General features: G+C 29.0%; 13 protein-coding genes and 2 pseudogenes. 13 read left to right on the plus strand and 2 right to left on the minus strand.

Annotated elements, in window-relative coordinates:
• Positions 1-10: 10 nt before the first annotated feature.
• Positions 11-694 carry a rhomboid family intramembrane serine protease gene (locus TKV_RS01715; RefSeq protein WP_049684507.1) on the minus strand — a complete coding sequence of 228 codons (684 nt, stop codon included), beginning with the start codon at positions 692-694 and terminating at the stop codon, positions 11-13.
• A gap of 305 nt (positions 695-999) precedes the next feature.
• Here TKV_RS01715 and TKV_RS13285 point away from each other — a divergent pair.
• Positions 1,000-1,782: pseudogene (locus tag TKV_RS13285) on the plus strand (LuxR C-terminal-related transcriptional regulator).
• Positions 1,783-1,949: 167 nt separating this feature from the next.
• On the opposite strand, the pseudogene TKV_RS12685 reads toward TKV_RS13285, so the two are convergent.
• Positions 1,950-2,314 (minus strand): annotated as a pseudogene (locus tag TKV_RS12685) (transposase); the annotation flags it as partial.
• 819 nt (positions 2,315-3,133) lie between these two features.
• Here TKV_RS12685 and TKV_RS01735 point away from each other — a divergent pair.
• The 12 genes from TKV_RS01735 to TKV_RS01790 all read left to right on the plus strand — a co-directional run bounded on the left by TKV_RS01735 (position 3,134) and on the right by TKV_RS01790 (position 13,818).
• On the plus strand, positions 3,134-4,015 hold the full coding sequence (locus TKV_RS01735; RefSeq protein WP_049684510.1) for a PqqD family protein: 882 nt from the start codon (positions 3,134-3,136) through the stop codon (positions 4,013-4,015).
• An 80-nt stretch (positions 4,016-4,095) separates the two neighbouring features.
• A complete protein-coding gene (locus tag TKV_RS01740) occupies positions 4,096-5,031 on the plus strand; it encodes a radical SAM protein (RefSeq protein WP_236617300.1) in 936 nt (311 codons plus the stop codon).
• A 263-nt stretch (positions 5,032-5,294) separates the two neighbouring features.
• On the plus strand, positions 5,295-5,615 hold the full coding sequence (locus TKV_RS01745; RefSeq protein ID WP_049684511.1) for a DUF1648 domain-containing protein: 321 nt from the start codon (positions 5,295-5,297) through the stop codon (positions 5,613-5,615).
• Between the two features lie 18 nt (positions 5,616-5,633).
• The gene (locus TKV_RS01750) at positions 5,634-6,359 is read left to right on the plus strand and encodes an ABC transporter ATP-binding protein (protein WP_049684512.1); all 726 of its coding nucleotides are present in this window, start codon (positions 5,634-5,636) and stop codon (positions 6,357-6,359) included.
• Positions 6,356-8,023, plus strand: coding sequence for a putative ABC transporter permease subunit (locus TKV_RS01755; protein ID WP_049684513.1), 1,668 nt, complete (start codon positions 6,356-6,358; stop codon positions 8,021-8,023). The genes TKV_RS01750 and TKV_RS01755 overlap by 4 nt, the downstream gene beginning before the upstream one ends.
• A gap of 33 nt (positions 8,024-8,056) precedes the next feature.
• Positions 8,057-9,682 carry an ABC transporter ATP-binding protein gene (locus TKV_RS01760; protein WP_049684514.1) on the plus strand — a complete coding sequence of 542 codons (1,626 nt, stop codon included), beginning with the start codon at positions 8,057-8,059 and terminating at the stop codon, positions 9,680-9,682.
• A 99-nt stretch (positions 9,683-9,781) separates the two neighbouring features.
• Positions 9,782-10,594 carry an ABC transporter ATP-binding protein gene (locus TKV_RS01765; protein ID WP_049684515.1) on the plus strand — a complete coding sequence of 271 codons (813 nt, stop codon included), beginning with the start codon at positions 9,782-9,784 and terminating at the stop codon, positions 10,592-10,594.
• Between the two features lie 2 nt (positions 10,595-10,596).
• Positions 10,597-11,253, plus strand: coding sequence for a hypothetical protein (locus TKV_RS01770; protein WP_049684516.1), 657 nt, complete (start codon positions 10,597-10,599; stop codon positions 11,251-11,253).
• 4 nt (positions 11,254-11,257) lie between these two features.
• Positions 11,258-11,668, plus strand: coding sequence for a helix-turn-helix transcriptional regulator (locus TKV_RS01775; RefSeq protein WP_236617301.1), 411 nt, complete (start codon positions 11,258-11,260; stop codon positions 11,666-11,668).
• Positions 11,655-12,449, plus strand: coding sequence for a radical SAM/SPASM domain-containing protein (locus TKV_RS01780; RefSeq protein ID WP_236617302.1), 795 nt, complete (start codon positions 11,655-11,657; stop codon positions 12,447-12,449). The genes TKV_RS01775 and TKV_RS01780 overlap by 14 nt, the downstream gene beginning before the upstream one ends.
• Positions 12,437-13,636: an MFS transporter gene (locus TKV_RS01785; RefSeq protein ID WP_049684517.1), complete on the plus strand. Its 1,200-nt coding sequence runs from the start codon at positions 12,437-12,439 to the stop codon at positions 13,634-13,636. The genes TKV_RS01780 and TKV_RS01785 overlap by 13 nt, the downstream gene beginning before the upstream one ends.
• The gene (locus tag TKV_RS01790) at positions 13,633-13,818 is read left to right on the plus strand and encodes a hypothetical protein (RefSeq protein ID WP_049684518.1); all 186 of its coding nucleotides are present in this window, start codon (positions 13,633-13,635) and stop codon (positions 13,816-13,818) included. Before TKV_RS01785 ends, TKV_RS01790 begins: the two co-directional genes overlap by 4 nt.
• The last annotated feature ends 9 nt before the right edge of the window (positions 13,819-13,827 follow it).

Here is a 13,827-nt window from a genome sequence, read left to right on the forward strand (position 1 = left end):
CACAAGTTAATTAATACCTATCTCTAAGGAAGAACCTATTTAACAACACACCACTGATAAATCCTCCTATATGCGCCCACCAGGCTATTCCACCAACCGTTGTACCACCAATGACAGAGTAGACCGTGCCGGAATAGAGCTGGGTCAGGAACCATAGGAAGAGATAGACTACGGCGGGTATCGGGAGAAAGACTGGAACCAGGAAAAAGGTTGGTACCAGGGTGATTATCCTTGCCGACGGGAATAATACGAAATATGCACCCATAATGCCTGCAATAGCTCCAGAAGCTCCTACCACCGGCACTGGTGAGATGGGGTTAAAAACCAGGTGAAATACACCTGCGATTACCCCACTAAGGAGGTAGAAAATGAGGAATCTTATATGGCCCATCCTATCTTCAACATTATCTCCAAAAAGCCACAATATCCACATGTTGCTAATTAAGTGAAATATGTTACCATGAAGAAACATACTGGTGATAAAAGGGTATAAGTCGCTGCCGGAAAGCGGTACACCGGATATAATCAGTTTTGTAATTTTTGCCGGTATAAGCCCGTATTTGTAAACAAATGCAGCAAAAGTGCTGTATGAAGCACTTGAAAGAGTGAAAAATATGAGCGAATTTATTATTATGAGCAGAAGCGTAATGAGGGGTGGTCGTCTGCTCGGTATATTATCCCTGATTGGAAACATCTTTAACCCTCCACTTTTTTATTCTACCTTTGCAGGAAAACCGAGTTCCGTATCAAATCAAAATTATATTAAGATTATAGCACAAGTAATTCTAAAAAAATAATATTATCATGATTAAGTAAATTTATTAACTACCAGGGAAAGAGGAGGTTATTCTCCTCAATTTTTATTTCTAATTGTAAAATATTAGGCGAAAAATGCATTTTCGTTCCCAAAAATGACACTTTCGTTCCAAATTTCACAAATTTTATTTTAAATATTTTATAATATTTAAAAAGCCCTTTAAATTTCTGGGGGTATAAAAAGTGAATTTTTTATGTTCACAGGAGGAACTAATTTCTTCATATGAGCGATGTAGGAAAATTGGTATTGAACCTTCAATAACTCTGCCATTAGTGATATTAAATCCAGAAGATTTGCAAAAGAAAATACATAAAAATAAAGAACTCATAGAAGCTTTTCGTATGAGTATAGAAGAGAATTGGGTAAAAGGTGAGTATCTATTTTTGCTTACTGACATTGAAGGATATTTATTGGATGTAAAATGCAGCACAAAAGAGAAAAAGTGTATAAAAGATTCAGGCTTTGAACGGGGAGTATCCTTTAGAGAAGAAAGCTGTGGGACAAATGCGATTTCAATGGCAATGCGATTAAAACGAATAGTTTACATAAGACCTCAGGAGCACTACTGTGACATATTCAAAAAATGGCACTGCATTACTTCACCTATAATAGTAGAAAATGGGGAAATAGTAGGCTATGTGGATATATAAACTATTGATAAAAAAATTGCAGATGAAGTATCAATGGTAATAAAACTGCTAGCTGAGAAAATAGCAACTGAGTATGAAAAGAGAATAAAAGAAAAAGAGGTAAATGAGATAAAGATAAAATTAAATGACAGCCAGATAAAAATACTGGAATTAGAGGCAAAGGGATACAGAGAATTAGACATAGCAGAAGTTCTTGGGATAGAAGTTGTGACTGTGAAGTATCACAAGAGAAAGATAGTAGAAAAACTTGGAGTAAAAAATATCAAAGAAGCAGTAGCAAAAGCGATTAAGTTAAACTTGATAGATATAGACTAAAATTTGGGGCTATACTTTAGTATAGTTTTTTTGTTCATTTATGTAAACATTAACTGGAAATGTAATAAAGACTATACCAAAGTATAGTAGACATTGAGAAAAATGTATATTATAATAGCTGTAGAAAAGTTTGGTAGATTAGGAGGGATATAAACAATAATATGTTTTTTAATAGGGGTAGAATCCATAGAGACAAACTCACTGAAGATAACGCCCATATTTTTGAGGATATTGACCTGGTTTTGAAAGATAGAGGTCAAATAATCATGAGAGAACTCATTAATAAAAAGGCGGAAAGTCCGATAAGAAGGAAGAGGTTTAAGGATGTTAAAGCCACAAAGATGAGCAATGATAAGATTATTGCGGAGATAATCTAAAAGGTCAGAAATTGTACCGAATCTTAAAGCTTAATAACAATAAAAGTTCTAAACATTGCATGATGAGAATAACCCTTACGGCTAGGGCTAGAGGAAGGGAATTCAGGTATTGAAGACAAGCCTAGATTTTTAAACATAGAAAAATAGAAATTAATTTTAGACTAAGAAGTAAAGAGTTCAGCTATATTTAAAAGTAATTGAAGCTTATACATGTAGGATTTCCTTCTTCTTAAAAAATTTTTTTATAGTGTATATATAATAATTCGACAAATGGGAGGGGAAATCCTACATAAAAGATAAAAAATTCAAGAGTGATAGGAAAAAAGTATGTCTGTAGAATGGTTTAAATGAAGGCTTCTGAATTTTGCACAAGTCTAATATCAGAAAGGATAGGAGGTGAGAAAATGACATATGTAAAACCCACGATTCAAACACTAGGTTTTAATAATATTAATTTAAACAAGATGATGGAATTTACGGGGAACTGGTCATATATTTTATTACCAAATATAGTAATCGTCCAAACTTATGCTATAACACTAACTCTATATAGCTATGAATGAGATTTTCAATCATAATATATAATTTAGCATAAAGTTTGTAATAATTTCTATTTCTTGATAATTTGGATGACATAAGAGATAAAAAATAAAAATATGTTATTAATTTTATCGTAAATATGATGCAAAAAATTAACCTTACCGATCAAAAGTTGAGTTTAAGTATTCCTTTTAATAGCTTGTTTGCCTCAATGTATCACTTAAATGCGTTATGAAGTATCACTAATATAGTTATAATATGATAATATGAAATACGATTTGTTAAATTGTAAAAATAGAAACGAGAATTAAAGTAGCTTATAAGTGAAAAGTAAGAGAATATAGGAATGTGATTTTAGAATTAGATGGAAATGAACAACTACCAAAAAATTTATTTAATAGAGGGAGTAGCGTAGGATAAAGGGGGGAAAGATAATGTTTTTAACTAAGGAGAAAATAAATCCACATTTTGTAAAAATTTTAAATGTTACGCCTATTTTTTGTGAATCAAATTTGATTTTTTGGCGTGAGGAAAATGCAGGATATTATACAGTTATTCCTAAAAATTTCCCTTTTATAAACTATTTAATTATAAATCCAACAGGTAAAAAAATTTTAGATCTTTGTAATGGTGAAAATACACTTCAAAAAATATGTAATGAATTGATAAATTTATATCCCGAGGTACCTAAGGAGGAAATTACCAAAGATATTGCTGAAATATTATTTGATTTTTCACGATGTAATTTAATACAGTGGAAAGGGGGGAATAATCCATTTATGTACATTAATGAAAAGAAATTAGACAACGGTGATATTATAAGTACTGCTTTAGAGAATGAACTAAAAGAAATTTGTCAATATTTTGAGAGCATTCTTGCAAATTATAAACAACAAAAAGGTAGGTTGACTTATATTAATCCAATAATTCAACCTAATGATTATTTGAGCGAATTAATATTGCGCCAAAAATTATTTAATTATTCTGAGGAATTTTTCTTGTTAAAAGAGAATAATAAAATTAATGGCATTATTACATTGCTCATACCAGTTGAGAAATATTCTACTGTAGCAACAATAGGTGTTATGGATGTAAATAGAGAATACCTAACATCTATGATTGACTATATAGTAGAAGTTATTCCTCATATAGCAGTAAAGGAAATAACGAAAATCGAATTACAATTATTAAAAGACGCAAATATAACCCAATTGATAGAAAACTTGATAAAAAATACTGGATTTATAAATGAAGGCACATTAAAACATGAATTAGGGGAAAAAGACTTGTGCATTTATTCATATTTTTTAGTATAACTTTTCCTAATTATTTTTCAATATATCTTTTACTTTATTATTTAGAAAGGAGTAAATAAATAATCATGGAAGAGCAAAGTATGTCAATTAACTATGCTGAAGTCTTGAAAGGGCCGCATCAATTAGCATTTGATATAACTAACAAATGTAATTTTAGGTGTCTTCATTGTTATAACTCAAGTGGCGAAAATATAGTTGTAAATAACGAATTAACTGATGAGGAAGTTATAAATTTCATAAAAGAAATAGGGGAGATGAAATTATTTAATGTATGTTTTCGCGGTGGAGAACCATTAATTAGAAAAGAATTAATTTATAAATGCGCTAAACTATTAATTGAAGCAGGGACAACCTATGTGTCACTGGTAACTAATGGTTATTTGATGACAGAAGATATAGCTTATCAATTGAAAAAAAGTGGTATTGACCGCATACAAATAAGTATTGATGGAGCGTGCCCTACCACTCATGATAAGTTGAGAAATAAAAAAGGTGCTTTTGATAAAGCTATTAAAGCTATTAAAATATTAAAAAATGTAGGAATATCAAATATTGATGTATCATTTTGTCCAACATCTTTTAATATTGCTGAATTTGATGAAGTACATAGTTTATTAAATGAGTTGGGAATAAAAGAGTTACGGGTACAACCGCTAATGCTATTAGGAAGAGCAAATCAGCATTTAAATAAAATAATGCCTACACAATTTCAGTATAGGCAATTAGTAAAGCGTATACATGCTATAAATTTAAGAGGAAAGAACCCAATAGTCGAATGGGGAGATCCTGTTGACCATTTAATAAGATTTAGAACTATAGCTGCAAATTGTGTTAGCTATGTTTCTATTAGGGCAAACGGCGATATTGTAGCATCTCCTTATCTTCCTTTAGTAGTTGGAAACATTCGAAAATATAAATTTAGTGAATATTGGAAAGCAGGTCTTGTAACACTTTGGCAAAATGAATTGCCAAAAAAAAATGGCACAAAATATACTTTCTATAATGGATATGAATAAAGTTAGAGGAGATATGCCAATTGTTTGGATGGAGAAAGATATATATGTGGATTTTATAGATGAAATGTTGAAAAATGGAACAACATGTTCAGCAAATTAATGATTATTGTATTTCTTGGTTTTGCTATTAATTTTAAATAAAAAATTATAGAGGGAGGTGAGAAAATTGACATATGTAAAACCTACAATTCAAACATTAGGTTCCCATTTAAATTTATGTTAAATCAAATAAAAATTTCTGTATAAGAAAGGAGAAAAATCTTATGCGAGCAATAAATTTTTTAGGCAAAAATAACTGGTTATTTGCTGTTTTTACATTTATCATAAACATCATTTTTTATAGGGCATTGCCACATACAGTTGCTATTCAGTGGCATTTTGATGGTAGTATTTCAAATACTACATCTAAAACAACATTTGTTTTTATAATTCCCTTAGTGCAATTATTAGTTTATGGGTATGTAAAACTCAAGACAAAAGGTAAAAACACGACTCTTTATACTGACTTATATTCTATATTTGTTAATCTGCTTGCATTGATTGTTGATATGGCAATTATCTTAATAAATTCAAAAATTTTCTAATAAGGAGCTGTACTATTTATGCTTATTTTAGAAAATGTATCGAAGGCATACTATGGATGTGATAAAAAGGCTGTAGATTCACTGAACCTTGATGTACATGAAGGTGAAATTTTTGGTTTTCTTGGTCCAAATGGTTCAGGAAAAACCACCACTGTAAAAATTATTACTGGCATATTGAAACCTGATAACGGTAAAGTTTTGGTTAATGGATATGATGTAATTAAAGAACCTCTTAAAGCAAAAGAAAAAATGGGGTATGTACCGGATAACCCAGATATATTTAATAAACTTACAGGATTAGAGTTTTTAAGGTTTATATCAGATATATATAAAGTAGATAGTAAAATTAGAAAATCAAATATTGAAAAATATGGTAAGATAATAGAGATTTATGATGCCTTAAATATGAAAATAGAGAGCTATTCGCATGGAATGAAACAAAAATTATTGATTTTAGGAGCACTTATTCATGAACCAGATCTCTTAATTATGGACGAGCCAGTAATTGGGCTTGATACAAAAGCTATCAAAAATTTAAAAGAGATTATGCGAAGTTTATCCAAACAAGGGAGAACAGTATTTATTACGACACACATTATGCAGATAGCAGAGGAGATATGCGATAGAATTGCAATTATAAAAAATGGCAGGATACTTTATACAGGGACTATTAACGATTTAAAAATTAAAAAAGATGATAAAAAAGATTTAGAAGAAATTTTTCTGGAGATGACTGAATCATGAAGCAATTATGGACTTTATTAAAATATAATTATAAGTCCTTATATGGATTTCATGGATTTAAGTATTCATGGAAGTATGAAAAAGAAAAACTGTATTTAAACTTTTTTATATATGGGCTGCTTTTATTCTTATTTTATAATATATTTAAGGTGTATATACAAATTAATGAATTTCTCTATTACAATTTAAGTTTAACAAGGGAACAAAATTTGATGATAGAGGGCCTTTTGAATTTTACATTTCTTTTATTGCTAACATTTGGATTAGCTGGTTCGTACATTTCAACAGTAAGCAATAGTAGAGAAAGTAACTACGTAATGACTTTACCGCTAAAGCCATGGCAAATTTTGCTCAGCAGATTTGTTCCAGGATATATATTTCAATTATTGCTTTCACTATTTGTACTTATGCCAGTATTCATTATTAATGGTATATCTTCTAACAAGCCTTTTTCGTATTATATTTTTGCTTTTATAATAACGGTGCTAATTCCAGTGTTTCCAATGGTATCGCAATTTTTTGTTTTTGTATTAATACAAAGGGCAGGATATTTTTTTGGTAAGAGAGAGGTTGCTAATATAACTGCTCTTGTAACAAATATTGTATTTATAATTTTACTTAAAGAAATTACAGGGATGCAAAATTACCTTGAAATAAATAAAAATACAAATCTAAGTATTATAAAATATAAACTCTTCCGATTAACAGATCTTTCGAACATATTTTATCCAGTAAATATAGCTTATAAGGTTATTACAGAAAAAGGGATAATTTCTTTTAAATATTTATTATTTTTCATTTTCATTTCATTAATAGGTCTTATTCTCATTTTGGAGTTATTATCAAAAAGTTTAGTTTATATAATATCTCGCAGCAATGAGATAAATAACAAGAATAAACAAAAAGTTTATAATATGGAAAGGTTGTTCTTTAAACGTCAGAGTAAGGTTATGGCATTGCTACAGAGAGACATAAAACTTTTTTATCGTGATTCGACATTTGTTATTTATGGATTTGCTATGACATTGATTATTCCATTTCTTTTGATTTATTCTTTTTATTCAGGTATGCCAGAGTTACTGAAAGTAATTTCTAATATAGAAAAAGATTTGAATACAAAATATTTTATTACACTGATTACAACTTTAGTATATATCTTGGTCGGGGGCTTTAATATGATAGCATCAACTGCTTTATCACGAGAAGGAAAGACGTTTTATTTTCTTAAATCATTGCCTATAAATCCTCAAGAATACATTAAAGCAAAACTTCTACATTGTAATATTTTAAGCATTATATTTGGCATACTTACGTGTTCATTTAGTTTTTTTGTAACAGGATTGAGCTTGATTTGCCTTCTACTTGCTTTTATAATAGGGTTTTTTATATTAAACATTTATTTTAGCATAGGATTATTTTGTGAGTTTTGTATACCAATGTTAAATTGGGAGAATCCAAGGGTGGTGGTAAGGCAAAATATCAATGTACTCATATCTATGGTTTTATTGATTTTATTTGTGATTTTGTCAATTAATGTGATAACCAAAATATCAAAGCTTGCAATCTACATGCCTTATATTGCTATTGGATTAGGAATAATTACTTTTGCTTTTTATAAATTTTTGATTTATTTTGGAACTAAAAGATATTATGAAATTAGTTAGTACAAAATCTTATATTTGATTTGGAGGTTGAGTATGAAAAAAGAGGAGTATAAACATATATATTCAGTACTAAAGCCTTACTTAATAAAGGAGGTAATAGGATTTTTTATAATAATCTTATCGACGATTATATCTTTATTGAATCCGTATATCATTAAATTGATCATAGATGTAGCAATAGCAAAAAAGGATACATATAATTTAGTAAAATATACAACAGTTTTTACTGGTGTTTATGCGTTAGGAGTTATCTTAAACACTATTCAATCTTACATTTTTACATATATTGGAGAAAAAGTATTATATGATTTAAGATTGAATTTATATAAAAGTGTTATGGATAAAGAAATTACTTTTTTTAACGAAAAACAAACAGGTGAAGTCATGTCAAGAATCCTAAACGAATTACCTAATGTTGTAAATTTATTTGTTGGGACATTTATAAATATAATTACACAAGTAGCAACATTGGTTATAGCGTTTATAATAATGTTTACTATAAATAAAGAGATAACGATAATCTCAATATTAGTAACTCCTCTTATTTATATTGTTTTGAGATATTATAATCCAATATTTAGAAACATAAATCTAGGATTCATGCAGATTAATTCAAAAATTAATAATGTATTACATGAAAATATTTCTAACATAAAAGTAATAAAATACTTGAATACATACAAATTTGCTCAAAGAAGATTTTCAATTGTGCTTCATGAATACATAAATAAAAGGTTTGATAATATTTATATAAGTAGCATAAGCAATGCATTACTCTCTTTTTTATTTTTTATTCCTTCCATAGTTTTGCTTTTATATGGTGGTTACCAAGTAATACTAGGGAAATTAACGATAGGGGGGCTTGTTGCATTATCTTCATATATTAATCAATTATTTCAACCAATAAAATCGTTGTCAAATATAAATATTGAGTTACAAAAATCAAAAGTAGCATTAAAAAGATATTTTGAACTTATAGAAAAAAGTGAAAATAAAAAAGATGATAATATAAAAATATCAAAAATAAAGAATGGTATTACGTTAAACAATGTAACTTTTTCATATCAAAAAGATACTAGTATAATCGAGAATTTAAGTTTGAAATTAGAAGTTGGTAAAACCATGAGGATTTTAGGACCTAATGGCAAAGGGAAAACAACGTTAATTGATATAATATGTGGCTTATTAACTCCCCAGTCTGGGATTATAAAATATGATAGTCTAGATGTGAAAAATATTAATATATCTTCGTTAAAAAGACTTATAGGAGTTGTACCACAAAATGTATCTCTATTTAATGATACAATAAAGAATAATATTAAGATGGGGAGAGATATTGATGATGAAAAAATAATAGGCTTAGTTAAAAAACTTGGCTTTGATGATTTGATTAACGATAAAACTTTAAATCTTAACAGTATAGTTACAAATAATGGAGATAATTTATCAGAAGGTCAAAAAAGAAAAATTACAATACTAAGAGCTTTAGCTCAAGATCCTCAAGTCATCATATTAGATGAAGCATTAACATTTTTGGATAATAACTCAAAAAATAATTTTTGCAAATACTTAAGTAAAATCAAAGAAGATAGGATTATTGTAATGATCTCTCATGAAAATATACCTCATATTGATTTTGATATGGAACTATGGATTTAACCAATCACTAAGTATTTAAACTCGTCAAATTTACCTAAGCTTTTTAATTTGGAGATAGAATTATTTAAAAGTGATAATAATTTATTGGGGAGGTACACGATGAAAATAATTGAAGTAAAAGAACTTAAAAAATCAATAAATGGGAATCCTGTTTTAAAAAATGTAAACATGATGGTTTTTAAAGGAGAGATTTACGGTTTTTTAGGGAAGAATGGTGCAGGGAAAACAACGACATTACGTATAATACTCGGTTTACTTAAAAGGGATGGTGGAGAAATAAAAATATTTGGAGAAAATTTGTCCAGAGGACATTTTAAAAAAATAGGAGTTATGTTTGAGTATGAGACTTTAAACCTGGAGTGGACAGTATTGGATAACCTGAGACAAACATGTTATATATATGGAATTGAGAAAAGGGAAATATATAAGTATCTTGATATAATTGAATTTTCTAGAAATGATGTATATAAAAAAGTGAAGCAACTTTCTAAAGGGATGAAAAGGAAAGTTTCTTTAATTAATGCTATCTTGCCGGAGCCGGAATTATTAATTCTTGATGAGCCTACATCCGGTTTAGATCCAGAAATGCAACTTACCATAAGAGAGATTCTATTAGAGTTTAAATCGAAAGGAAAAACCATACTTTTTAGTTCTCACAATTTAAATGAAGTACAAAAAATAAGCGACAGAATAGGATTAATAAAAGGAGGAGAGACATTGCTAGAAATTCAAATTAAAAAAGAGCTGTATTTAGTAGAGGGTAATTATCCTGAACTTTTGGATAATAAAGTAAAAGACAAGAATCTTTATGTAGTTGATGAAAAAGTAATTAAAGAGTTTAATATCCAAAAGTATCAAGCTATCAAAGATATTGAAGAATTATATATAAAGATTATGGGGATGGAGGCGTAAAAATGCTAAAACTTATAAGATTAGAAGTTGTTAATTTTTTAAAAGTGTCAATATTCCCTTTTATCCTTTTAAATTTGGTTGTAGCAATTGTTGTAAAAAATATGAAAAATGTTTTTGATTTATTGAGTTCTTCTTCTTCTGATATTTGCACTTTTTATACTTTATTTCTTATGATTATAATTTCGTATGCAGCCGCTTTTATGACGACTATAAATTTTGAAAAAGAAAAATTAAGTAATCTCTATCATAGATATTTTGTTTTGCCTCTACCACCAGGGATAATTTTTGCAATTAAACTCTTTCCTTCTATCATCTGTAGTATGTGTGTAGTATTAATTTGGGGAATAGTTATGTTTTTAATCTTTCACCCTGTTACATTAATTACTTTTATTATGGCGTTATGTAATGCATTGATTTTTGTGATTGGAAGTATTTTATTAATCTTCTATTTTGATCTTACTTTAAAGAATGTTTCAATTGTATATGGAATTAAATTCATTTTAATATTTGTGCTTTCATACCTCCCCAATTTTATAGTTTCCCAGAATGTTTCTATAAAAGTTGTAAATTATAGTATTATTATTTTCACCTTTTTACTCTTTATTACGGGTATTATTCTTATTAATAATATTGATTCTGAAAAAGTAATACTATCATGATTATATGGATAATATTGATGCGAGGCAAAATGAAGATTATTTTACTCTTTTTGGAATTTATGCATGCAAAATATATAGTGATGAGAAAGGAAAAGATAGTAAGATATGTATATATAAAAAAATTGCAGATGAAGTATCAATGGTAATAAAACTGCTAGCTGAGAAAATAGCAACTGAGTATGGAAAGAGAATAAAAGAAAAAGAACCAAATGAGATAAAGATAAAATTAAATGACAGCCAGATAAAAATACTGGAATTGGAAGCAAAAGGATATAGAGAATTAGACATAGCAAAAGTTCTTGGAATAGAGGTTGTGACTGTGAAGTATCACAAAAGAAAAATAGTAGAAAAACTTGGGGTAAAAAATATCAAAGAAGCAGTAGCAAAGGCGATTAAGAATTTTGGAAATATTTAATAAACACAAAATCCCTATTGAACTAGTTACTAATGGTATAAATTTATCGAAAGAAAAGATTGAGATAATGAATTCTTATCACGTAGTAGGTTATAGTTTATCAATAGAAGGAAGTAATAACGAGACTCATGATTTTATCAGGGGAGAGGGGACATTTAAAAAGGTTATTTCTTCAATTTTAAATTTAAAAAAATTTTCAAATGCATTTCAAGTGGACGTTGAAGTAATTTACAGAAAACATAATATGATGCAAATAGAAGAAATTGTAAAATTGTTAAGCGATTTGGGAGTTACTTCAGTTAAATTTGCACGCTTGAAACCTTGGGATTGGGGGCAACAATTGTCAAACATTGTACCAAATAAGGAGGAAATAAAGAAAGTTAACGAAAAAATTTGGAATATAGAAGGAAAATATAAAGGCATTAAAATAATGGGAGATGTACCCAAGTCTATTGAAAACCAAAAGGTTCCAGGTTGCAATATAAACGTCGGTTTTGAAATTCAACCTGATGGGAATGTACTTCCATGCCGAATTTTCGAGCAAAGAGTAGATGATAAAATAATTCTAGGCAACATAAAATCACAAGATATTTTTGAAATATGGAATAGTGAGAAAGCAAAAAGGATAAGAAGTTATTCCAAAAGATTAAGCAAAAAATTTCTGTGTACCAAATGTGAATTTGCTCGCTTCTGTTCTACGAGTTATTGTATTGCTGAAAACTTCCTAACATTTGGTAAATTTATTCCTTCAGAGGAGGATTTAAATAAATGCAAAATTTAAAAAGGAATGAACGATTTTTCTTGACAGTAACATTGTTCTCAAGTTTTTTTACATCTTTAATGGCACCATTTTGGGTAATATATTTTAATAAAATTAATTTAGATTTTTCACAAATTTCACTCCTCATAATAATAAACCACATAGCAGTCATATTATTCGAAATACCTACGGGTGCTCTTGCTGATACATATAGCCGTAAATTTTCTGTTCTTTTATCTTTATTGATTGGCAGTTTAACTTCTATTGGGATATATTTCAACACCTCTTTTACAGTTTTATTATTTTTATATTTCTTATCAGGAGTTGGAGCAACTCTTAATTCTGGAGCCTTCGAATCTTGGTTTGCTGATTCGTTTCTTTTCGGTCAAAAAGAAATGGACCTGACAAAATACTGGGGACGTCTTACAAGTTTTAACTATTTAGGTAGTACGATAGGATTTTTAGGAGGCAGCATTTTAGTACGTTATAATATCTTTAGAGAAATCTGGCTAATAGAAGGTATAGGGATTTTTTGGGTTTTTATTTACGTATTTTTAGCGGGCAAAGAAGCTAAATTACAGAAAAAAACGGACGAATACAGTTACAGAGAATATTTTAATAAAATTGCTAAAGGAACTGTGTATCTATTTAAACACAGGATTTTGTTATCTATTACAGTCGGGTCTTTTTTCTTCTTTTTTTCGTCAGGAATCATGTCAATGTTGTGGCAGCCCTATTTCGAAAGGGCAGGCATACCTGTAGAATTGTTTGGCATTATTTTAGCATTAACGATGGTACTTAGTATTTTTGTGCCCCGTTATGCTGACAGGATAGCTGAAAGATTTAAAGGGGCAGCTCGCACACTAATGATTGTCAGTATTACATCTGCATTGTTTATATTTATGATGTATGCGATTCCCAAGTATTCATTTATACCTTATATTATTTATACAGCAGTATATTCTGCACACACTCCGATTTTTATGTCTTATTTTAATAAGTTAATACCTTCTTCAGAGCGTGCAACGATTATTTCAATATATAGTTTGTTTATTAGTGTTTCTACAATTCTATGTACTTACTCCTTTGGAATCTTAAGTGACAAAAAGGGTCTTTATGCTGCACTTTTCTTATCTTTAATTACAGCTTTAATTTCCAGTATACCTTTTAAAAGGGCAATAGGATTAGAAAAAGAGCTGTGCCTTTGAGTACTTTAGACAATAGAGGAGAACTAGTGGAAGCCTTGAAAAAAGCAGGACTATTGGACTGGTTTAAATATCTGCCAGAGGGCTTTGAGGTAGTTTTTGACATGAGTAGTAGGTACGCCAGAAAAAATGGATTATTGGGTACATTTAGCTTCCTTGGGACTGTGGAGAAATCGCCATTGTGAGCACAAGTT

The organism is Thermoanaerobacter kivui (assembly GCF_000763575.1).
GTDB classification, from domain to species: Bacteria; Bacillota; Thermoanaerobacteria; order Thermoanaerobacterales; family Thermoanaerobacteraceae; genus Thermoanaerobacter; species Thermoanaerobacter kivui.

Bases quoted from the DNA above. Each gene is read 5' to 3' on its own strand.
- TKV_RS01765 (WP_049684515.1), top strand. From the start codon at position 9,782: ATGAAAATAATTGAAGTAAAAGAACTTAAAAAATCAATAAATGGGAAT.
- TKV_RS01740 (WP_236617300.1), top strand. From the start codon at position 4,096: ATGTCAATTAACTATGCTGAAGTCTTGAAAGGGCCGCATCAATTAGCA.
- TKV_RS01785 (WP_049684517.1), top strand. From the start codon at position 12,437: ATGCAAAATTTAAAAAGGAATGAACGATTTTTCTTGACAGTAACATTG.
- TKV_RS01750 (WP_049684512.1), top strand. From the start codon at position 5,634: ATGCTTATTTTAGAAAATGTATCGAAGGCATACTATGGATGTGATAAA.
- TKV_RS01735 (WP_049684510.1), top strand. From the start codon at position 3,134: ATGTTTTTAACTAAGGAGAAAATAAATCCACATTTTGTAAAAATTTTA.
- TKV_RS01745 (WP_049684511.1), top strand. From the start codon at position 5,295: ATGCGAGCAATAAATTTTTTAGGCAAAAATAACTGGTTATTTGCTGTT.
- TKV_RS01760 (WP_049684514.1), top strand. From the start codon at position 8,057: ATGAAAAAAGAGGAGTATAAACATATATATTCAGTACTAAAGCCTTAC.
- TKV_RS01775 (WP_236617301.1), top strand. From the start codon at position 11,258: ATGGATAATATTGATGCGAGGCAAAATGAAGATTATTTTACTCTTTTT.
- TKV_RS01755 (WP_049684513.1), top strand. From the start codon at position 6,356: ATGAAGCAATTATGGACTTTATTAAAATATAATTATAAGTCCTTATAT.
- TKV_RS01770 (WP_049684516.1), top strand. From the start codon at position 10,597: ATGCTAAAACTTATAAGATTAGAAGTTGTTAATTTTTTAAAAGTGTCA.
- TKV_RS01715 (WP_049684507.1), bottom strand. From the start codon at position 694: ATGTTTCCAATCAGGGATAATATACCGAGCAGACGACCACCCCTCATT.